This is a genomic window from Micromonospora sp. BS32, assembly GCF_059089345.1.
This window is the reverse complement of record NZ_JBSSHR010000037.1, coordinates 1-20350: the sequence shown is the minus strand read 5'-3', so window position 1 is coordinate 20350 and position 20350 is coordinate 1. Positions and strand designations below refer to the sequence as shown.

The following is a 20350-nucleotide window of genomic DNA, read 5'->3' as shown; positions in this document are numbered from 1 at the left end:
ACGCACGCCGTTCTCCCGCCCATCCAGTTCTGACCTTCGACAAGCCAGAACCTAGGCAGGACAACGGCGTGCCCCATAAGCGACGCACCGAACCACCCACACATGCGTCACAAGACCCATATTTATGCCTCTCAGGCATATCGCTCACCAGACATACGTCATCCGCCAGCGGCACGCCGCGAGGTAGGCGAGAGCACGCGCCCCGGGCGTATGTAGTGCTGGAGCTTCGGGAGCGGAACTGATCCCTGATCGCCGCTCCATAGCATCGCGGCGGCCCGAGACGGGTGAGTCCTGGTCAGGTCATCATCCGGGGGACGCTCGGCGAGATCGTGTCGCCCGGTTTCCGCGGCCGCCGCCGGCGCGACCTTCCTGATGAAGGAACCGTTCGAGTTCTCCGTCGACCCGGCCGATCTCCTCGACGAGGAGGCCCCCGCCGAGCAGGCGGGAGGCGAGGCGTGAGGCTCCCAGCGGGCGTACAGCGGGCGCGGGGCAGAATGGGCGCGTGACAGCTCCCCGCGACCTGGTTCTGCTCGGTTCCACCGGTTCGATCGGCACCCAGGCGATCGACATCGTGAAGCGCAACCCGGACCGGTTCCGGGTGGTGGCGCTCGGCGCCGGTGGCGGCAACGTCGAACTGCTCGCCGCGCAGGCCCTCGAACTCGGCGTGGAGGCGGTCGGGGTGGCGAAGGCCACCGCCGCGCAGGACCTCCAGCTGGCCTTCTACGCCGAGGCGAGCCGGCGCGGCTGGGCCACCGGCGACTTCAAGTTGCCGAAGATCGTCGCCGGCCCGGACGCGATGACGGAGCTGGCGCAGTGGCCCTGTGACGTGGTGCTCAACGGGGTGGTGGGGTCGCTGGGGCTCGCGCCGACCCTCGCGGCGCTGCGCGCCGGTCGTACCCTCGCCCTGGCCAACAAGGAGTCCCTCGTCGCCGGCGGCCCCCTCGTGCGGGCCGCGGTGACGCGGCCGGGGCAGCTCGTGCCGGTCGACTCGGAGCACACGGCGTTGGCCCAGTGCCTGCGCTCGGGGTCCCGGCCCGAGGTGCGGCGGCTGATCGTCACCGCAAGCGGCGGCCCGTTCCGGGGCCGGCGGCGCGACGAATTGGCCGAGGTCACCCCGGAACAGGCGCTGGCGCACCCGACCTGGAACATGGGCAGGGTCATCACGATCAACTCCGCCACCATGGTCAACAAGGCACTCGAGGTGATTGAGGCGCACGAACTCTTCGACGTCCCCTACGCCGACATCACCGTGATGGTCCACCCCACGTCGGTGATCCACTCGATGGTCGAGTTCGTGGACGGTTCCACCATCGCCCAGGCCAGCCCGCCGGACATGCGCCTGCCGATCGCGGTGGCGCTGGGCTGGCCGGACCGGGTGCCGGACGCCGCCGCCGGGGTCGACTGGACGAAGAGCCACACCTGGGAGTTCGCCCCGCTGGACGACGCCGCGTTCCCCGCCGTGGCGCTGGCCAAGGCGGCGGGCGAGGCCGGTCGCTGCCGCCCGGCGATCTACAACGCGGCGAACGAGGAGTGCGTCGAGGCGTTCGTCGCCGGCCGGTTGCCGTTCCTGGGCATCGTCGACACCCTCGAGCGGGTGCTCGACGAGGCTCCCGATTTCGGCGAACCAGGTACCGTCGAGGACGTGCTCGCGGCGGAGTCGTGGGCGCGCGCACACGCGCAGGAGATCATCTCGGGGTCGGGGAAGGAAGCCTGATGCTCTATCTGCTCGGGGTGGTCGCGATCGCCCTGGCGATCCTCATCTCGGTGAGCCTGCACGAGGCGGGTCACATGCTGACCGCCAAGGCGTTCGGGATGAAGGTCACCCGTTACTTCGTCGGCTTCGGTCCGACGCTCTGGTCGTTCCGGCGCGGCGAGACCGAGTACGGCGTGAAGGCGATCCCGCTCGGCGGGTTCTGCAAGATCGTCGGGATGACGCCGCAGGACGACGACGTCGAGCCCGAGGACGAGCCCCGGGCGATGTGGCGGTACCCGGTCTGGAAGCGGACGATCGTGATGTCCGCCGGCTCGGTCACCCACTTCGCGCTCGCGATCGTCGCCATCTGGATCGTCGCGATGTTCGTGGGGATGCCGAACAAGGACATCCCGAACCCGCTGCCGGCGCACGTCAAGATCGTGGACTGCGTCATCCTCACCGACGCGCAGCGTGAGTGCGCCCCCGGTGACCCGGCCAGCCCCGCCAGGCAGGCCGGGCTGCGCGACGACGACAAGATCGTCGCGGTGAACGGGACGCCGGTGGCCGACTACACCGAGCTGGTCAAAAAGGTCCGCGACCTGCCCCCGGGCAGGGCCACCATCCGCTACGAGCGCGACGGCGTGCAGAACGACGCCCAGGTGACGCTGGCCGCCGTGCAGCGCAAGCCGCTGGACGACCCGAACGGCGCGCCGAAGACCGTCTCCGCCCTCGGCGTCGCCGGCCCGTCGCTGCCGCCGGGCGTGCCGGCCACCGTCACGTACGGCCCGGTCGAGGCGATCCCGGCCACCGCCGGCTACACCAAGGACCTCGCCGTCGGCACCTACGACGCGATGAAGCGGATCCCGGAGAAGGTGCCCGCCCTCTGGACCGCCGTCACCGGCGGCGAGCGGGACAAGGACACCCCGATCAGCGTGGTCGGCGCCAGCCGGCTCGGCGGCGAGGCGCTGGCGAACGGCTTCTGGCAGATGCTGCCCTTGCTGTTCATCTCGCTGAACTTCTTCGTCGGGGTGTTCAACCTGCTGCCGCTGCTGCCCCTGGACGGTGGCCACATCGCCATCGCCTGGTTCGAGCGGGCTCGCTCCTGGCTGTACGCCCGGATCGGCCGTCGCGACCCCGGGCGGGTGGACTACATGAAGCTCATGCCGCTCACGTACGCGGTGATCCTGGTCGGTGGCGCGTTCACGCTGCTCACCGCCACCGCGGACATCATCAATCCGATCACGCTCTTCTCAAGGTGAGTGCCTGAAGTGACCGCTGTCAGTCTCGGTATGCCCGCCGTACCGCCCCCGCCGCTCGCCCCGCGCCGGGCCAGCCGCCAGATCATGGTCGGCTCGGTGCCGGTCGGTGGGGGTGCCCCGGTCTCGGTGCAGTCGATGACCACCACCCTCACCTCCGACGTCAACGCCACCCTCCAGCAGATCGCCGAGCTGACCGCGTCCGGCTGTCAGATCGTCCGGGTCGCCGTGCCCAGCCAGGACGACGTGGAGGCGCTGCCGGCGATCGCGAGGAAGTCCCAGATCCCGGTCATCGCCGACATCCACTTCCAGCCGAAGTACGTCTTCGCCGCGATCGACGCCGGCTGCGCGGCCGTCCGGGTGAACCCGGGCAACATCCGCCAGTTCGACGACAAGGTCAAGGAGATCGCCAAGGCGGCCGGCGACGCGGGGGTGCCGATCCGGATCGGCGTCAACGCCGGCTCCCTGGACAAGCGGCTGCTCGCCAAGTACGGCAAGGCCACCGCCGAGGCGCTGGTCGAGTCGGCGCTCTGGGAGTGCTCGCTCTTCGAGGAGCACGGCTTCCGGGACATCAAGATCTCGGTCAAGCACAACGACCCGGTGGTGATGATCCGGGCGTACCGGCAGCTCGCCGAGCAGTGCGACTACCCGCTGCACCTCGGCGTGACCGAGGCCGGCCCGGCGTTCCAGGGCACCATCAAGTCGGCGGTCGCCTTCGGCGCGCTGCTGGCCGAGGGGATCGGCGACACCATCCGGGTGTCGCTGTCGGCCCCGCCGGTCGAGGAGATCAAGGTCGGCAACCAGATCCTGGAGTCGCTGGGCCTGCGCGAGCGCGGCCTGGAGATCGTCTCCTGCCCGTCCTGTGGTCGGGCCCAGGTCGACGTCTACAAGCTCGCCGAGGAGGTCACCGCCGGCCTGGAGGGGCTGCCGGTGCCGCTGCGCGTCGCCGTCATGGGTTGCGTGGTGAACGGTCCGGGTGAGGCCCGCGAGGCCGACCTCGGCGTCGCCTCCGGCAACGGCAAGGGCCAGATCTTCGTCAAGGGCCAGGTCGTCAAGACCGTCCCCGAGGCGCAGATCGTGGAGACGCTGATCGAGGAGGCGCTGCGGATCGCCGACGAGATGGGCGCCGAGCTCCCCGAAGAACTCCGCGCCCTGGTCCCCGGCGCCACCGTCACCGTCCACTGACCCCCACCGCCCGTGAGGGCGCACATTCATGGAAAGAGTGGCCATTCCACGTGGAATGGCCACTCTTTCCGTATACGAGGGCTGGTCGCGCTCGGGTCACTCGGATTCGGCGAGGATGGCGTAGAGCTTGCGGCGGGTCTCGTCGAGGACCTGGGCGGCGCGTTCGCGCTGGTCGTCGGTGCCGGTCATCATCACCTGCCGCAGCGCGTGCATCGCCTGGGCCCCGGCGTCGCGGATGTCGTGCCAGCTGTTGACGGTGTCCTCGGCGAACTCCGCCCAGGGCGGGGTCTGCGCCGCGGTGGCCGCCTCCTCCCGGCCGGCGTCGGTCAGGCCGAAGCGCTTCCGCCCGCCGCCGGACGGGTCGGTGCTCGCGGCGATGACCCCCTCGTCCTCCAGCAGCTGGAGGGTCGGGTAGATCGAGCCGGGGCTGGGCCGCCAGGCCCCACCGGTCCGGGAGTCGATCTCCTGGATCATCTCGTAGCCGTGCATCGGCCGCTCGGTGAGCAGCGCCAGCACGGCACCCCGGACGTTGGGGCGGCGCCCCCGGCCGCGCCCGCCCCGGCCGCCCCGGCCGCCGCCCCAGCCGCCGGGCCCGTGCGGGCCCGGCGGTACGGGCGGGAAGCCGAAGCCGCGTCGACGGGCCTCGTGCAACGCGTGGAACTGTTGGTGGAATCCCATCTTCCGATCCTTCCTGGAACTGTCGCTGATGCATCCACGATATATCGCCAACGCATCACCGGCAAGAAAGTTCTCGTCCGGGGCAGAAAACCGTACGTACGTCTTGCTAACGTGTCGGGGTGCGCCTGCTTCCCGAACCGGGCCCGGCCCGGACCCTCGCCCTGTCCACCCTGGTCAACACCGTCGGCCGGGGCACCTGGCTGACCGTCAGCGCGCTCTTCCTGACCCGCTCGGTCGGTCTGACCGTCGCCCAGGTCGGCCTCGGTCTCACCCTGACCGCGCTGGTCAGCCTGGTGGCGAGCGCGCCGATGGGCTACCTCGCCGACCGGTACGGCCCGCGCGGCCTCCAGCTCGCCGCCCTGGTCGCCTCCGGCGCCTTCACCGCCGCCCTGGTGCTGGTCCGGTCGTTCCCGACGTTCCTGGTGGTCGGAGTGCTGATGGCGGTCGCGGACGCGGCCAGCCGGGGCGCCCGGGGCGCGCTCATCGCCGGCGCCGTCCCCGCCGACCAGCGGGTACGCACCCGGGCCTGGCTGCGCGCCGTCACCAACGTCGGGATCTCGGTCGGCGCCGTGGTCGCCGGCGTCGGGCTGGCCGCGGACACCCGGGCCGGCTACGTCTCGCTCATCCTGCTGGACTGCGTCACCTACCTGGTGGCAGCCGCGATCCTGCTCCGGCTCACCCCGGTCCCGCCCGTGCCGGCGCCCGCGCACGGGCCCCGGCTGATCGCGCTGCGGGACCGCCCGTTCCTGGCCTTCACCGTGCTCGACGGGCTGATGTCGATGCACTTCGGGCTGATCAACATCGCCCTGCCTCTCTGGATCGCCGGGCACACCACCGCGCCGCGCTGGCTCGTCTCGGCCTGCCTGCTGGTCAACACGGTGATGGTGGTGGTCTTCCAGGTCCGCGCCTCCCGGGGTACCGAGGAGCTGGCCGGGGCGGCGCGGTCCGCCCGACGGGCCGGCGTGGTCATCGCGCTCGCCTGCGCGCTCTTCGCCGCCAGCGGCGGCGTACCCACGCCGGTGGCGGTGGCGCTGCTGCTCGCCGGGGCGTTCGTGCACGTGGTCGGCGAGCTGTGGCACGCGGCGGCCGGGTGGGGAGTCTCCTTCGGCCTCGCCCCGGCGCACGCGCAGGGCCAGTACCAGGGGGCGTACGGAATGGGCATGCAGCTCGGCGGCATGATCGCCCCGGTGGTGGTGACCACCCTCGCGGTCGGCTGGGGCGCGCCGGGCTGGCTGCTGCTGGGCGGGCTGTTCCTGCTGCTCGGCATGCTGGTGCCCCCGGTCGTCCGATGGGCGGCCCGGACCCGGTCGGCCGAGGCGGTGGCGGAACCGGTGGCCGTCTGACCCGGTCGGCCGGCGCACTCCGCCGCTCATCTGGCAGGCTGGTAGCCGTGCTGACGGTGCCGGTACGCCAACTGGGGGAGTCGGAGCGCCGCGCGGTCGAGCGGCTGCTCGACCTCGACCCCTTCGCGGGCGCGCAGGTCGCCGAGCGGGTCGCCGCCCGCGGGTTGGCCTGGTGGCGGGCCGAGGGGCGGATCCTCGGCTACGGCGCCCGCCGCAGCCTGGAGTCGATCTGCTGGCTCGGCGGCAACCTGACCCCGGTGCTCGCCACCGAGTCGGCCGTCGCCGCGTTCGCCGAGCAGCTCGCCACCGAGGAGCGGATCTGCTCCTCCATCGTCGGGCGGGCCGACGCGGTGCTGGGTCTCTGGGACCGGCTCGCCGACCACTGGGGTCCGGCCCGGGATGTCCGGGCCAACCAGCCGCTGCTGGCCGCCGACGCGCTGCCGCAGGTCGCCGCCGACCCCGAGGTGCGCCAGGTGCGCGCCGGCGAGGTCGACCGACTCTTCCCGGCCGCGGTCGCCATGTACACCGAGGAGGTCGGCGTCTCACCGCTGACCGAGGACGGCGGCCGGGCGTACCGGCGGCGGGTCGCCGACCTGGTCCGGGCCGGTCGGGCGTACGCCCGGTTCGTGGACGGCCGGGTGGTCTTCAAGGCCGAGCTGGCGGTGGTGACCCGGCGGACCGCGCAGATCCAGGGGGTCTGGGTGGCGCCGGAGTGGCGGGGCCGGGGGATCGCCACGGGGGCGATGGCCGCGGTGGTGCGCGACGCGCTGCTCCGGGTCGCCCCGACGGTCAGCCTCTACGTCAACGACTTCAACGTGCCCGCCCGGCGGGTCTACGAGCGCTGCGGCTTCCGCCCGGTCGGCACGCTGGCCACCGTGCTCTTCTGAGCTGCGGGTCCCCGCCGGCCCTGCCGGTGTCCCGCCGGCCATGGCGGGGATCACGCCCCACAGCTGTCCCGAACCGGACGCCCGGCGCTATGCTGAGCATGTTTTTATACTGACCGGTCAGTTTAAGTAAGTCGGGATGGCGCATGGTGATCGTCGAGGCCAACGGGCTGGGTCTGCGGACCCGCCGGGGCTGGGTGTACCGGGACGTCGACCTGATCGCCGAGGCGGGTGAGCTGCACGCGGTGACCGGGCCGCCCGGCAGCGGGCGCACCTCCCTGCTGCTGGCGCTGGCCGGCCGGTTCCCGCACAACACCGGCACCCTGCGTACCCGGGGGCCGGCGGCGCTCGGCCAGGTCGCCGGGGTGCACGAGCCCGACCCCGCGCTCACCGTCGCCGAGCACATCCAGGAACGGCTGCTGCTGCTCGGGCCGGTGCCGCGTCGCCGCCGCCAACTGGTGCCCGTCGCCGCCGTCCGGGCCCGCCGGGCCTACCGGCGGGACGCCTTCGCCGCCGCGATCGCCGGCGCCGGCTTCACCGACGTACCCCTCGACCCTGACCTTCGTGGCCGGGACCTCACCCCGCAGCAGCGGCAGGTGCTCGGCCTGGTCCTCGCCACCCTCAGCGGGCCGGCGCTGATCGTCGCCGACGACGTCGACGCCGGCTCCGACGCCCCCGAGCGGGCCTGGCTCTGGGACGCCCTGGGCCGCCTCGCCGACCAGGGGTACGCGGTGGTCGTCAGCGCCCGCGCCGTCGAACCCGGCACCCGGGCGATCGTGCACCGGCTCGGCGACCCCAGCCTGCCGGCCCGCACCGACCTCACCCTCCCGGCCGCGCCGACCCCCCGCGCCGCCGCCGACACCCGGACCGGGCCCGAGCCGGCCGCCGCCCCCGCGCCCGCCGACCAGCACCCGTCCGCCACCCCCGACACCGTCAACGCTGAGGGGACCCGATGAGCGTCTTCCGCCTCGCCCGTTTCGAGCTGCGCCGGATGACCCGGGGCCGGCTGCCCCGCGCCGCGCTCGCCGTGCTGACCGTCATCCCGCTGCTCTACGGCGCCCTCTACCTGTACGCCTTCTGGGACCCGTACGGGAACATGAACCGCATCCCGGTGGCGCTGGTCAACGCCGACCGGCCGGCCACCGCGAGCGACGGCAGCGTGGTGCACGCCGGCCAGGACCTCGCCGACGAGCTGATCGACCGCAAGGTCTTCGGCTGGACGGTGACCGACCCCGACGACGCCGACGCCGGCCTGCGCAGCGGCCGCTACCACCTGGTCTTCTCGATCCCGGCGAACTTCTCCGCCAACCTCGTGGCCAGCCCCGAGCCGGACCAGCCGGCCCGGCGCGGCGAGCTCAAGGTGGTCAACGACGACGCCACCAACTACCTCTCCGGGCTGCTGGCCCGCTCGGCGTTCAGCGAGATCCGGGCCGCCGCCGCGGAGAGCGCCGCCAGCGGGTACTTCGACAAGATGCTGGTTGGCTTCACCGACCTGAAGGCCGAGACCGGCAGGGCCGCCGACGGCGCCGGGCAGGTCGCCGACGGGGTGGGCCGGTCGCAGGACGGCGCCGACAAGCTCGCCGGTGGCCTCGACCAGGCCGAGGCCGGCGCCGGGCAGCTCGCGAACGGGCTGGACCGCACCGCCCAGGGCGCCGACAAGCTGGCCGACGGCCTCGACAAGCTCCGGACCGGCGCCACCCAGCTCGCCGACGGCAGCGCCCAGGCCGCCACCGCCACCCGGGCCGCCGCCAACAAGGTGGACGCCCTCGCGGACCGGGCCGAGCCGTTCCTGCGAAAGAACGCCGACGAGATCGGCACGGCCGCCACCGTCATCGCCGAGGGCGCCGACGCGCTGGCCACCGGGCTCGACACCCTGCCCGAGCAGGCCGACGACGTCCTCGCCCAGGCCAGGAAGGTCTCCGACCACCTCGACGCGCTCGTCGCGGCCCACCCCGAACTCGCCGACGACCCGAACGTCACCGCCGCCCGGGCGGCCGCCGACAAAGCCGTCACCGCCGCCGAGGACGTGGTCGCCACCGTCGACCGGACCGACCTGGCCGCGCTGCAGAAGCAGATGCGGGACGTCGCCGCCGCCGCGCGCCAGGTGGCCGCCGCCGCGCCGCACCTCGCCGACGACGTGGCCGGCGCCAACGCCAAGGTGCACCAGCTCGCCGACGCCATCGACAGGATCGCGAAGGGCAACGCCCAGCTGCGCGACGGGCTGGGCGGCGCCGCCGACGGAGCGGACCAGCTGCGCGGCGCGCTGTTCAAGCTCTCCACCGGCGCCCGCGACCTCGACGGTGGACTGGCCCGGCTCAGCGGCGGCGGCGACCAGCTCGCCGCCGGGCTGACCAAGCTGGAGGGCGGCGCCGGCCAGCTCGCCGACGGGCTCGTCGCGGGGGAGAAGAAGATCCCCGGGTACGACGACGCGGCCGCCCGCTCCGGCATCCTCGGCGACCCGGTCTCGCTGAACCGCCACTCCGACCACCCGGCCGCCTCGTACGGCGTGGGCTTCGCCCCGTACTTCCTCGCCCTGGCCCTGTGGGTCGGCGCGATGATCACGTACATGCTGCTGCGGCCGGTCAACCGGCGGCACGTGATGTCCGACGCGGCGGCCTGGCGGGTCGCGCTCGCCGGCTGGCTGCCCGCCGCGGCGATCGGCCTGGCCCAGGCCGGGGTGCTCTTCACCGTGGTGACCCTGGTGCTCGGCCTCGACCCGGTGCACCCCGCCACCACCCTCGGGCTGCTGGCGCTCACCTCGCTGGCCTTCACCGCCATCATGCAGTGGCTCGGGGCGCAGCTCGGCCCCGCGGGCCGGCTCGCCGCGCTGGCCCTGCTGATGCTCCAGCTCACCTCCTCCGGCGGCACCTACCCGGTGCAGACCTCGCCCGGCTTCTTCCAGGCCGTCCACCCCTGGCTGCCGATGTCGTACGTGGTGCAGGGGCTGCGGCACACCATCAACGGCGGACCGACCACCACGGTGGTCACCGGCGCGCTGGTGCTGGTCGCCTTCGGGGTGGGCGCGCTGCTGCTGACCATCGGCGCGGCCCGCCGCTCCCGCCGGATGACCCCGGCGAAGCTGCATCCCGAACTGACCATGTGAGGATGCTGATGGGCCGAACGGCGGCACGGCAGCAGGCGACCCCCGGCACGCGCCCCACCGGCGCGTGCCGGACGGGCGGACGGGGAGGACGAGTGACGGACGGGCGGTCGCGGCGGCGGGAGGACACCCGGCAGCGCCTCTTCGTGGCGGCGGTGGAACTCATCGCCGAGCAGGGCTTCTCCGCCACCACCGTGGACGACATCGCGGCCCGGGCTGGGGTGGCCAAGGGCACCGTCTACTACAACTTCCAGTCCAAGACGGTGCTCTTCGAGGAGCTGCTGCGGCACGGGATCGGGCTGCTCACCGCCGACTTCCGGGCCGCCGTGGACGGGCTGCCCCCGCGCGAGGCGCTCGCCGCCCTGGTCCGGGCCGAGCTGGAGTACATCCGCCGCTACCGGGCCTTCGCCCAGCTGCTGCTCTCCGAGATGTGGCGGACCAACCGCGAGTGGCAGCAGACCCTGCGGCTGCTGCGCGGGGAGGCGATCGAGGTGATCGCGGAGACCGTCCGGGCCGGGGTGGACAGCGGCGACCTGCCGGCCGACCTGGACGTCCGGACCGCCTCGTCGGCGCTCTTCGGTGTCGGCCTGGTGGTGGCCGTGGACTGGCTGGTCTTCCAGCCGGAGCGGCCGATCGAGGACGTCCAGGAGGCGCTGCTCGGCATCGTCCGCCGGGTCGCCCAGACCTGACCCGGCCGCCGCCGGGCGGCGCGGTGGGACGCGCGTCACCCGTCGGAGCGCGGTAAATGCGTTGAGCGGTCGAGGCCGGAAGACCAGGCTGGAGGCACCGCCCCAGCCACCCGAGTCCGGAGGACCGTCCCAATGCGCCTGCTCCGAGATCTCTGGGCCACCGCGCCACACCGGATGGCGGTCGTGACCCTCCTGATCGTCCTCGCCGCCGGCGGCCAGGCCGCCGCCTCGGCGCTGGCCGGTCCCGTCCTGGTGCACCGGTCGGCCGGTTGGTTCGTGGCGCTGGTCGTGGCGCTGGTCATCGCGGTGGTCAGCGACCTCGTCATCGGGCTGCTGATGGCCGGCCTGACCGCCGACTGGTCCGCCGACGTGCGGCGCCGGCTCTGCCGCACGGCGCTCGGGCAGGACCTGCCCACCCTGGAGACCACCCCGGTCGGCGAGCTGCTGGACCGGATCGACAACGACGTCTACCAGGTCGCCTCCGAGCTGCGGAACACCGGCGTACGGCTGGTCCAGGGGCTCGCCGTCTGCCTGCTCGCCACGGTCAGCGCGCTCGTCGTGTGGTGGCCGGCCGGCGTCGGCATGGTGCTGCTCACCGCGCTGCTCGGGGTGACGCTGCGCCGCCCCACCGCCCAGATCGGCCCGGCCCGGATGGCCGAGGAGGAGGCCTGGTCGGACCTCGCCGCGGTGATGGAGGAAGCCGTCCACGGGCAGGACGACGTCCGGACCAGCCTGGCCCGGCCGTACGTGCTGCGGCTCTACGCCCGGCGCGCCGCCGAGGTGATCGCCCGGTGCACCCGGGTGTTCCGGATGTCGGCCCGGGTCACCACCATCGCCGCGGGCGGCATCCGGCTCGGCATCGCCGGCGTGGTGCTCGGCGGAGCCTGGGCGCTGGCCACCGGCCGGGTGGACGGCGCCCGGCTGACCGCGATCTGGCTGCTCGCCGTCGCCTTCGGCGCCACCGTCGAACACATCGCCCGCTGGGTGCCGCACCTGCAGTACGCCCTCGGCGCGTGGGCCCGGGTGCAGCTGCTCTCCGACGCCCGGCAGGAACCCCGCGGCGGTGCCGCCCCGGCCGAGGGCGACCTGACCGTCCGCGGGCTGACCTTCCGCTACCCGTCCACCTCGGACGCCGAGCGGGGGCCCGCGCTGCGTGACGTTCGGCTCACCTTCGCCCGCGGCCGGTCGTACGCCCTGGTCGGGCGGACCGGGTCGGGCAAGTCGACGCTGGCCAAGGTGCTCACCCGGGCGGTGGATGTGCCATGCGGCACCGTCTTTCTGGGTGACACCGACCTGGTCGACCTCGACGTGGAGCGGCTGCGCCAGTGGATCGCCGTGGTGCCGCAGCGCACCGAGATCCTGGCCGGCACGCTCGCCGAGAACGTCGCCCTCTTCGACCCCGACCTGCTCGACGACGCCGGCCGGGCGCTCGCGGAGCTGGGGCTGGCCGGCTGGATCGCCGAGCTGCCCGACGGGGTGGACACCCGGTTGGGCGACGGCGGGCACGTCCTCTCCGCCGGTCAGGAGCAGCTGGTGGCCTTCGCCCGGATCCTGGTCCGTGACCCGCACGTGGTGATCCTCGACGAGGCCACCGCCCGGCTCGACCCGGTCACTGAGGTGCGGGTCCGTCAGGCCACCGAACGGCTGCTCGCCGACCGGATCGGGATCGTCATCGCGCACCGGCTCTCCTCGGTGCGCCGCTGCGACGAGGTGGTGGTGATGGCCGACGGCGCGGTGCTGGAGGCCGGACCGCTGCGCGAGTCGGAGCGCTTCGCCGAGCTGCTGGCCACCAGCCACGCGACCGCGTACGCCCCGGTGGGCGCGGGACGCGGCGGGGTGGAGCTGCTGCCCGCGCCGGGCGGGGAGTGGGATGCCGAGCCGGAGGCGGTGGCGCCGGTCGCCCGGCCGGTGGCCGTACCGAGGACGGACCCGCCGCCGCTGCCCCCCGCGCCGCTCGCGCGGACCATGCGGGAGATCCTGCGCCTGGCGCTGAACGACCCGCGCTACGGCCTGGTCGCGGTCGGCATGTTCGTGGTCATGCTGCTGCTCGGCCTGGACGGTTCGGTGCTGCCCTGGCTCTGGGCCGACGTGGTCGACGGCGGCAGCCCGTGGCTGCCCGCACTCGGCATCGTCGCCGCGCTGCTGGTGGTGCTGCCGCTGCCCTACTGCACCAACCTGTGGTTCCCGCAGTGGTGGATCCGGCAGATGCTGCGGATCAGCCTGCGGCTGGTGCACGGGCAGACCGGCCCGCGCCGGGTCAGCGAGCACACCCCGGCCGAGGTGGTCGCCCAGAGCGGCGACACCGAGCGGGTGGTGCAGCTCGCCGACAACCTGGTGGACCAGTTCATCGCGTTGGCGCTGCTGGTGAGCATGACCGCGGTGACCGGCAGCCTGGTGCCGGGGCTGTTCTTCGTCGGCACGATGGTGGTCTCCGGGCTGGCCGCGACGCTCTTCGGTCCCCGGCTGGAGCGCTCCGCCCGGGGCACGGTGAAGGCGCGCGCGGCGTTCGCCACCGCGCTGGTCTCCTCGCTCTCGGCGGCCCGGACGGTGAAGCTCGCCGGCGCCACCCGCCCGGTGCTGGACCACCTGGCCGGGCTGGACATCGTGCGCAGCGACCGGCAGCGCCGGGAGATCTCCATGCAGGTCTGGGCGCGGTCCACGCCGTCGCTGGTCAGCGGGCTGCTGCCGGTCGGGGCGTGGGCGCTGTACCTGTCCGGTGGGCTCTCCGCGGGGGCGACGCTGGTGGCGGTCGCCACGCTCGGGGCGGCCCGCTGGTTCGCCTGGACCACGGCCTCGCTGGTCTCGCACTACCCGTCGGCGCGGGTCTGGACCCGGCGGACGGTGGCGATGTGCGGGGTCGGGGCGTACTCGGCGGAGGTGCCCGGGGTGGATCTCGCCGCCGGGACGGCGCCCGCGCCGGTGCCGGCTCCCCGGCATCCGCTGCGCCGGCTGGAGCTGGCCGGCTTCGGGGCGCTGCACACCGACGGCACCCTCGCCGTCCGGGACGTCGACCTGACCGTGGAACGCGGGCAGTTGGTGCTGGTGGTGGGGCCGGTCGGCTCCGGCAAGTCCTCGCTGCTGCGGGCCCTCGCGGGGATCGTGCACCACACGGGCACGCTGCGCTGGAACTCCGAGCCGGTCACCGAGCCGGAGATGTTCCTGCGCCCGCAGCAGGTCGGGTACGTCGGGCAGCTGCCCCGGGTGCTCTCCGGCACGGTGGTCGACAACATCGCGCTCGGGCACGACGTGGACGCCGTCGGGGCGGTCGCCACCGCCCAGCTGGAGCACGACCTGGCGGCGGCCGGGGGCGGGCTCGGGCTGCTGATCGGCCACAAGGGGACCCGGCTCTCCGGCGGCCAGTTGCAGCGGCTGGCGCTGGCCCGGGCGCTCGCGCCACGTACCGAGCTGCTGGTGGCCGACGACGTGTCGTCCGCGCTGGACGTCACCACCGAGCTGGCGCTCTGGGCGGCGCTGCGCGAGCACGGGGTGACCGTGGTCGGCTCGACGTCGAAGCGGGCCGCGCTGGTCCGGGCCGACCACGTGGTGGTGCTCCGCGACGGCACGGTCGCCGCCCAGGGCCCCTGGCGCGACCTGGAGGACGACTGGGGGCACCTGGCCGGCTGACTCCGGCCCGGCCCTCGGGCCCGGGCCCGGGCCCGAGGGCCGGGGTGCTCGTGGCTACGGGCGAAGGGGCGGACTCGGGGGAGAGCGATATGACGCTGCGTCATAATCATGACGCAGCGTCATATCGCTCATCGAACCTTCCGGCACCCGATCCGGCACGCCGTCGGCGGCGCGACGGGCCGGTGGCCTGGCACTTCAGGCCGCCAGGGCTGAGGTCGGGCCAGGCGGGTCAGAAGGCGCGGGCGTACTGGGCGGGCCAGTCCGGCTCGGCGCCGAGCTTGGCGGCGGCGCGACGCGGCCAGTACGGGTCGCGCAGCAGCTCGCGGCCCAGGAGCACCAGGTCCGCCTCGCCGCCCGCGACGATCTCCTCGGCCTGCTCCGGCTCGACGATCAGGCCGACCGCGCCGGTCAGCACGCCGGCGTCGCGGCGGATCCGGGCGGCCAGCGGCACCTGGTAGCCCGGGCCGACCGGAATCGACGCCGCGGCCGAGGCGCCGCCGGAGGAGGCGTCCACCAGGTCCACCCCGGCCCCGGCCAGCTCGGCGGCGAGCGCCACGCTGTCCTCCACCGTCCAGCCGCCCTCGACCCAGTCGGTCGCCGAGATGCGGGTCAGCACCGGCACGTCCTCGCCGACCGCCGCGCGGACCGCCCGGGCCACCTCCAGGGTCAGCCGCATCCGGGCGTTCCGGTCGCCGCCGTAGGAGTCGGTGCGGTGGTTGGTCAGCGGGGAGAGGAACTCGTGCAGCAGGTAGCCGTGCGCGGCGTGGATCTCCACCGCGGCGAAGCCGGCGTCCAGCGCCCGGCCGGCGGCGGTGGCGAACGCGGCGACCACCCGGGCGATCCCGGCCTCGTCCAGCGCGGCCGGCTCCCGGTAGTCCGGCAGGAACGGGTCGGGGCCCGGGCCGACCGGGGTCCAGCCGCCCTCGGCGTCCGGCACCCCGCCCCGCTGCCGCTCCCACGGCCGGAAGGTGGACGCCTTGAACCCGGCGTGCGCCAGCTGCACCGCCGGCACCGCGCCGTGGGCGGCGACGAACGAGGTGATCGGCCGCCAGGCGTCGACGTGCGCGTCGGACCAGAGGCCGGTGTCCTGGGGGCTAATCCGTCCCTCGGGGACCACCGCGCTGGCCTCGGTGATGATCAGGCCCGCGCCGCCGACCGCGCGCGAGCCCAGGTGCACCCGGTGCCAGTCGGTGGGCAGCCCGTCCGGGCCGGCGCTGTATTGGCACATCGGGGCGAGGGCGACCCGGTTGGGCAGGGTGACTCCGCGCAGGGCGAGCGGGGTGAACAGGCTACTCATGGGTGTGATCCTCCGGTACGGCAGAAGAGCGGGCTGGTGCGGGCGGGAGTGGCGTCGCACCGGGGCCGTCGCCGGTGCGGGCGGCTGTTCGGGTGCGTTTCTTGTCGTGGGAGCGACAAGAAACGCACCCGAAGTGGGCACTCAGGCCGGGACGGGCTCCAGCCGCTCGGCCGGGCGCTCGGTCGGCTCGGCGTCGACCAGGCCCCGCCGGCCGGCGGAGTCGTACGCGGCCCGGTCCAGGGTGCCCTCGCGAGCGGCGACGATGGTCGGGACCAGCGCCTGACCGGCCACGTTCGTGGCGGTCCGGATCATGTCCAGGATCGGGTCGATGGCCAGCAGCAGACCGGCACCGGCCAGCGGCAGGCCCAGCGTGCTCAGGGTCAGGGTGAGCATCACGATCGCACCGGTCAGGCCGGCGGTCGCGGCCGAGCCGACCACCGAGACGAAGGCGATCAGCAGGTAGTCGGTGACGCCGAGGTCCACCCCGAAGACCTGGGCCACGAAGATCGCGGCCAGGGCGGGGTAGATCGCCGCGCAGCCGTCCATCTTCGTGGTGGCGCCGAACGGCACCGCGAAGGAGGCGTACTCGCGGGGGACGCCGAGCCGCTCGACCGAGCGCTGGGTCACCGGCATGGTGCCCACCGAGGAGCGGGAGACGAAGGCCAGCTCGATGGCCGGCCAGGCGCCGGCGAAGAAGCGCACCGGGTTGAGCCGGCCGGCCGCCACCAGCAGCACCGGGTAGACGACGAAGAGCACGATCGCGCAGCCGACGTAGACGGCGGTGGTGAACTTCGCGAGCGGGGCCAGCAGGTCCCAGCCGTACGAGGCGACGGCGTTGCCGATCAGGCCCAGGGTGCCGATCGGGGCGAGCCGGATCACCCACCAGAGCGCCTTCTGCACGATGGTGAGCACCGAGCGGTTGAACTCGACGAACGGCTCGGCGGCCTGGCCGACGAGCAGCGCGGCGGCGCCGACCACCAGGGCCAGGAAGACGATCTGGAGCACGTTGCCCTCGACGAACGCGCCGACCGGGTTGGTCGGCACGATGCCGGTGAGGAAGTCGGTCCAGGAGCCGGTCTTCTTCGGCGCGGCCGCGCCGGCGACGTCCAGGGTGACGCCCTTGCCGGGGTCGGTGAGCAGGCCGAGGCCGATGCCGATACTCACCGCGATCAGCGCGGTGATGCCGAACCAGAGCAGCGTCTTCAGCGCCAGCCGGGCGGCGTTGGCCACGCCACGCAGGCTGACCACGCTGACCACGATGGCGGTGAAGACCAGCGGCGGGACGGCCAGCTTGAGCAGCTGGACGAAGAGGCCGCCGACGGTGTCGAGGGTGCTGGCCAACCAGCTCAGGTCGTTGGCGCGGGCGAGGAAGCCGAGCGCCACGCCGAGGACGAGGCCGAGCAGGATCTGCACGGAAAAGGGGATCTTGCGCAGGGCGGAAGCCATGAGGATGCGTCCAAGGTCTGGGGGTCGGAACGGGGCAGCGTCAGGAGAGCGGCTGCGCCGGACAGACGCCGCTGGCCTGCAGTCGGAGGTCGACATACAGGCGGACGGTGAGGTGCCAGACATTGGTCATCGCGAGGCGACGCTACTCCCGGCCGACCCACGGCTGGAAGGAGCGGAAGGCGTGAGGCTCCTTACAGGCCCCGTTTCCCGCCCGTTGACCGCTTCGTCACGCCCGGAGCCACGCCGAGCACGGTCGCCGTGGCCAGCCCCCAGCCGGCGGCCACCGCCAGCAGCACCCGTTCCAGGCCACCCACCAGGCCGCCGCGCCCCACCGTCACCATCGCCAGCCCGATCGCGCCGGAGAGCGGCAGGACCAGCGCCACACCGAGGGCCGCGACCCGGCGCAGCACGGGCGCCGCCGCCGGTGACACGAGCAGCGCGAGCATCGCGAAGACCATCGCCGCCACCGCCGCGATGCTCGCCCCGCCGTGTACCAGGTCCGCCACCGTGGCCGCCTCGAAGGGCGGCAGCGGGCACCCCGCACTGCACGTCACCGCCCCGGAGAGCAGGGTGCACAGGCCGGCCGCGCCGAGCAGTCCCGCCGCGGCCCGGAGCGCCGGGGGCAGCGCCGTGGCGAGCAGCAGCAGCGCCGCGGCCAGCGCGAAGACCCCGATCCGGTACGTCGGGGCGTACCCGCTGCCGGCGATGCCGGCCTCGCTGACGTACCCGGTCAGACCCGGACCGGGACCGGCAACCACGGCGACGGTCACCGCGACCGTGCCGGACAGCACGCAGCCGGCGGCGGCCGACGCCGCGGCGGCCCGGGCGGTGGTGGCGGCCTCAGCCACGCCCGTGCGGCGTGGTCCAGCCGTGCAGGTCCGGGCCGAGCGGCACGATGCCGGTCGGGTTGATCTCGCGGTGGGTGCCGTAGTAGTGCCGCTTGATGTGGTCGAAGTCGACCGTGTCGCCGAAGCCCGGCGTCTGGAACAGGTCCCGGGCGTACGCCCAGAGCACCGGCAGCTCGGTCAGCTTCTGCCGGTTGCACTTGAAGTGCCCGTGGTACGCCACGTCGAAGCGGACCAGCGTGGTGAAGAGCCGCACGTCCGCCTCGGTGATCGCGTCCCCCATCAGGTAACGCCGCCCGGCCAGCCGCTCCGACAGCGCGTCCAGCCGGTCGAAGAGCGCCGTGTACGCCTCGTCGTACGCCTCCTGAGAGGTGGCGAAGCCGCACCGGTAGACGCCGTTGTTGACGTCGCGGTGGATCTCCGCCATCAGCGCGTCCATCTCCGGGCGCAGCTCGACGGGGTAGAGGTCCGGCGCCTCGGGGGAGTGGAACCGCCGCCACTCGGTGGAGAGGTCCAGGGTCAGCTGCGGATAGTCGTTGGTGACCACCCGGCCGGTGAGGGTGTCCACCAGCGCCGGCACGGTCACCCGGCCGGTGTAGTCCGGGTCGGTGGCCAGGTAGGCCTCGGAGAGGAAGCCGATGCCGAGCACCGGGTCGAAGCCGTCCGGGTCCAGGGCGAACCGCCAGCCGCGCTCGTCCCGGATCGGGTCGACGGTGCCCAGCGAGATGACGTCGTCCAGCCCGAGCAGGCTGCGCACGATCCGGGCCCGGTGCGCCCACGGGCAGGCGCGGCACCAGATCAGCCGGTACCGGCCGGCCTCCAGCGGCCAACGGTCCGCCTCGTCGGGGCCGCCGCCCTCCGGCGAGGTGGAGTGCGGGGTGACCCGACCGGTGAACCGGTTGGGTTGGCGGACGAACGCGCCGCTGCCGGCGGTCTCTGCGCTGAACTGGGCCCGGGCCATGCCCCCAACCTAACCGCTGCGAGCGCGGATATCCTGGCGCCGGACGTCCCCGTGACCCGGCGGGCGCCGCCAGCCCCTTCCCACCCCCGAAGGACAGCGCCGATGACCGTGGCATACCTCGTGGCCGGAGTCCGCACCCCGATCGGCCGGTACGCCGGCGCCCTCGCCGGGGTACGCCCCGACGACCTCGCCGCGCACGTGATCCGCGAACTGGTGGTCCGGCACCCGGGGGTCGACTGGGCCCGCACCGACGACGTGATCCTCGGCTGCGCCAACCAGGCCGGCGAGGACAACCGCAACGTGGCCCGGATGGCGGCGCTCCTGGCCGGCCTCCCCGAGGAGGTTCCGGGCAGCACGATCAACCGGCTCTGCGGCAGCGGCCTGGACGCCCTCGCCACCGCCGCGCGTTCCATCGTGGCCGGCGAGGCCGACCTGGTCGTCGCGGGCGGGGTGGAGAGCATGAGCCGCGCCCCGTTCGTCATGCCCAAGGCGACCACGCCGTTCTCCCGCACCGCCGAGGTGTACGACACCACCCTCGGCTGGCGCCTGGTCAACCCGTTGATGCAGCAGGGGTGGGGCATCGACTCGATGCCGGAGACCGCGGAGAACGTCGCCACCGAGTACGGCGTCGACCGGGCCGCCCAGGACGAGTTCGCGCTCCGCTCCCAGCAGCGGGCCGCCAAGGCGCAGGCCGACGGCCGGTTCGCCGAGGAGATCGTGCCGGTGACCGTCCCGGCCGGCCGGCGGGAGACGAAGCTGGTCGAGGTCGACGAGCACCCCCGCGAGACCTCGCTGGAGAAGCTCGCCGCGCTGCCCACCCCGTTCCGCGCCGGTGGCACGGTGACGGCGGGCAACTCGTCCGGCGTGAACGACGGCGCCGTCGCGCTGCTGGTCGCCTCCGAGGCCGCGGTGTCCCGGTACGGGCTGACCCCGCTCGCCCGGATCGGCGGCGCCGCGGCGGCCGGCGTACCGCCCCGGATCATGGGGATCGGGCCGGTGCCGGCCACCCGCAAGCTGCTCGACCGGCGCGGCCTGTCGATCGGCGACATCGACGTGGTCGAGCTGAACGAGGCGTTCGCCGCGCAGGGCGTCGCGGTCCTGCGCGAGCTGGGCCTGCCCGAGGACGCCGAACACGTCAACCCCAACGGCGGCGCGATCGCGCTCGGCCACCCGCTCGGCGCCAGCGGCGCCCGGCTGGCGCTCACCGCCGCGCTGGAGCTGCGCCGCCGGGGCGGCCGGCGGGCGCTGGCCACCATGTGCGTCGGCGTCGGCCAGGGCATCTCGCTGCTGCTGGAGTCGGCGGTCTGATCCGCTCCGGCGGCGCGGCGGTGTCCCGGTCACCGGGGCAC

15 protein-coding genes are annotated in these 20350 nt (G+C 74.0%); 10 read left to right on the top strand and 5 right to left on the bottom strand.

Annotated features, from left to right (window positions below; genetic code table 11):
* The first annotated feature begins 502 nt into the window (after positions 1-502).
* Genes dxr through ispG form a run of 3 tightly spaced genes read left to right on the top strand, consistent with a single transcriptional unit; the run spans position 503 to position 4134 of the window.
* Positions 503-1714 carry a 1-deoxy-D-xylulose-5-phosphate reductoisomerase gene (gene dxr, locus AC5RWQ_RS29765; RefSeq protein ID WP_494285919.1) on the top strand — a complete coding sequence of 404 codons (1212 nt, stop codon included), beginning with the start codon at positions 503-505 and terminating at the stop codon, positions 1712-1714.
* Positions 1714-2952, top strand: a complete 1239-nt coding sequence (locus tag AC5RWQ_RS29760) for a M50 family metallopeptidase (protein WP_494285918.1) — start codon at positions 1714-1716, stop codon at positions 2950-2952. The genes dxr and AC5RWQ_RS29760 overlap by 1 nt, the downstream gene beginning before the upstream one ends.
* Positions 2953-2961: 9 nt before the next feature.
* Positions 2962-4134 carry a flavodoxin-dependent (E)-4-hydroxy-3-methylbut-2-enyl-diphosphate synthase gene (gene ispG, locus AC5RWQ_RS29755; protein WP_494285917.1) on the top strand — a complete coding sequence of 391 codons (1173 nt, stop codon included), beginning with the start codon at positions 2962-2964 and terminating at the stop codon, positions 4132-4134.
* A gap of 96 nt (positions 4135-4230) precedes the next feature.
* On the opposite strand, the gene AC5RWQ_RS29750 is transcribed toward ispG, so the two are convergent.
* The gene (locus tag AC5RWQ_RS29750) at positions 4231-4812 is read right to left on the bottom strand and encodes a PadR family transcriptional regulator (protein WP_494285916.1); all 582 of its coding nucleotides are present in this window, start codon (positions 4810-4812) and stop codon (positions 4231-4233) included.
* A gap of 119 nt (positions 4813-4931) precedes the next feature.
* On the opposite strand from AC5RWQ_RS29750, the gene AC5RWQ_RS29745 reads away from it, so the two are divergent.
* The 6 genes from AC5RWQ_RS29745 to AC5RWQ_RS29720 all read left to right on the top strand — a co-directional run bounded on the left by AC5RWQ_RS29745 (position 4932) and on the right by AC5RWQ_RS29720 (position 14452).
* Positions 4932-6155 (top strand): MFS transporter, encoded by a 1224-nt coding sequence (locus tag AC5RWQ_RS29745; RefSeq protein ID WP_494285915.1) that lies wholly within the window; start codon positions 4932-4934, stop codon positions 6153-6155.
* A gap of 47 nt (positions 6156-6202) precedes the next feature.
* Positions 6203-7042 (top strand): GNAT family N-acetyltransferase, encoded by an 840-nt coding sequence (locus AC5RWQ_RS29740; RefSeq protein ID WP_494285914.1) that lies wholly within the window; start codon positions 6203-6205, stop codon positions 7040-7042.
* A 143-nt stretch (positions 7043-7185) separates the two neighbouring features.
* Positions 7186-7995: an ATP-binding cassette domain-containing protein gene (locus AC5RWQ_RS29735; RefSeq protein ID WP_494285913.1), complete on the top strand. Its 810-nt coding sequence runs from the start codon at positions 7186-7188 to the stop codon at positions 7993-7995.
* Entirely contained in the window at positions 7992-10142 is a 2151-nt protein-coding gene (locus AC5RWQ_RS29730; RefSeq protein ID WP_494285912.1) for a YhgE/Pip family protein, read from the top strand. Before AC5RWQ_RS29735 ends, AC5RWQ_RS29730 begins: the two co-directional genes overlap by 4 nt.
* Before the next feature lie 92 nt (positions 10143-10234).
* A complete protein-coding gene (locus AC5RWQ_RS29725) occupies positions 10235-10828 on the top strand; it encodes a TetR/AcrR family transcriptional regulator (protein ID WP_494285911.1) in 594 nt (197 codons plus the stop codon).
* A 132-nt stretch (positions 10829-10960) separates the two neighbouring features.
* The gene (locus tag AC5RWQ_RS29720; RefSeq protein ID WP_494285910.1) at positions 10961-14452 is read left to right on the top strand and encodes an ATP-binding cassette domain-containing protein; all 3492 of its coding nucleotides are present in this window, start codon (positions 10961-10963) and stop codon (positions 14450-14452) included.
* 229 nt (positions 14453-14681) lie between these two features.
* Here the strand turns inward: AC5RWQ_RS29720 and AC5RWQ_RS29715 are convergent, their stop codons facing one another.
* The 4 genes from AC5RWQ_RS29715 to AC5RWQ_RS29700 form a co-directional block, all read right to left on the bottom strand.
* Entirely contained in the window at positions 14682-15749 is a 1068-nt protein-coding gene (locus AC5RWQ_RS29715; RefSeq protein WP_494285909.1) for an NADH:flavin oxidoreductase/NADH oxidase, read from the bottom strand.
* Between the two features lie 141 nt (positions 15750-15890).
* Entirely contained in the window at positions 15891-17183 is a 1293-nt protein-coding gene (locus tag AC5RWQ_RS29710; RefSeq protein ID WP_494285920.1) for a dicarboxylate/amino acid:cation symporter, read from the bottom strand.
* 203 nt (positions 17184-17386) lie between these two features.
* Positions 17387-18043 (bottom strand): DUF998 domain-containing protein, encoded by a 657-nt coding sequence (locus tag AC5RWQ_RS29705; RefSeq protein ID WP_494285908.1) that lies wholly within the window; start codon positions 18041-18043, stop codon positions 17387-17389.
* Positions 18036-19001, bottom strand: a complete 966-nt coding sequence (locus tag AC5RWQ_RS29700) for a glutathione S-transferase family protein (protein WP_494285907.1) — start codon at positions 18999-19001, stop codon at positions 18036-18038. Before AC5RWQ_RS29700 ends, AC5RWQ_RS29705 begins: the two co-directional genes overlap by 8 nt.
* 102 nt (positions 19002-19103) lie before the next feature.
* Here AC5RWQ_RS29700 and pcaF point away from each other — a divergent pair, with 102 nt between their 5' ends.
* Positions 19104-20309, top strand: coding sequence for a 3-oxoadipyl-CoA thiolase (gene pcaF / locus AC5RWQ_RS29695; protein ID WP_494285906.1), 1206 nt, complete (start codon positions 19104-19106; stop codon positions 20307-20309).
* The last annotated feature ends 41 nt before the right edge of the window (positions 20310-20350 follow it).

Coding starts and splice junctions, on each gene's coding strand:
- AC5RWQ_RS29760 (WP_494285918.1), top strand. CDS start 1,714: ATGCTCTATCTGCTCGGGGTGGTCGCGATCGCCCTGGCGATCCTCATC.
- AC5RWQ_RS29735 (WP_494285913.1), top strand. CDS start 7,186: ATGGTGATCGTCGAGGCCAACGGGCTGGGTCTGCGGACCCGCCGGGGC.
- AC5RWQ_RS29715 (WP_494285909.1), bottom strand. CDS start 15,749: ATGAGTAGCCTGTTCACCCCGCTCGCCCTGCGCGGAGTCACCCTGCCC.
- AC5RWQ_RS29750 (WP_494285916.1), bottom strand. CDS start 4,812: ATGGGATTCCACCAACAGTTCCACGCGTTGCACGAGGCCCGTCGACGC.
- AC5RWQ_RS29730 (WP_494285912.1), top strand. CDS start 7,992: ATGAGCGTCTTCCGCCTCGCCCGTTTCGAGCTGCGCCGGATGACCCGG.
- AC5RWQ_RS29720 (WP_494285910.1), top strand. CDS start 10,961: ATGCGCCTGCTCCGAGATCTCTGGGCCACCGCGCCACACCGGATGGCG.
- pcaF (WP_494285906.1), top strand. CDS start 19,104: ATGACCGTGGCATACCTCGTGGCCGGAGTCCGCACCCCGATCGGCCGG.
- AC5RWQ_RS29700 (WP_494285907.1), bottom strand. CDS start 19,001: ATGGCCCGGGCCCAGTTCAGCGCAGAGACCGCCGGCAGCGGCGCGTTC.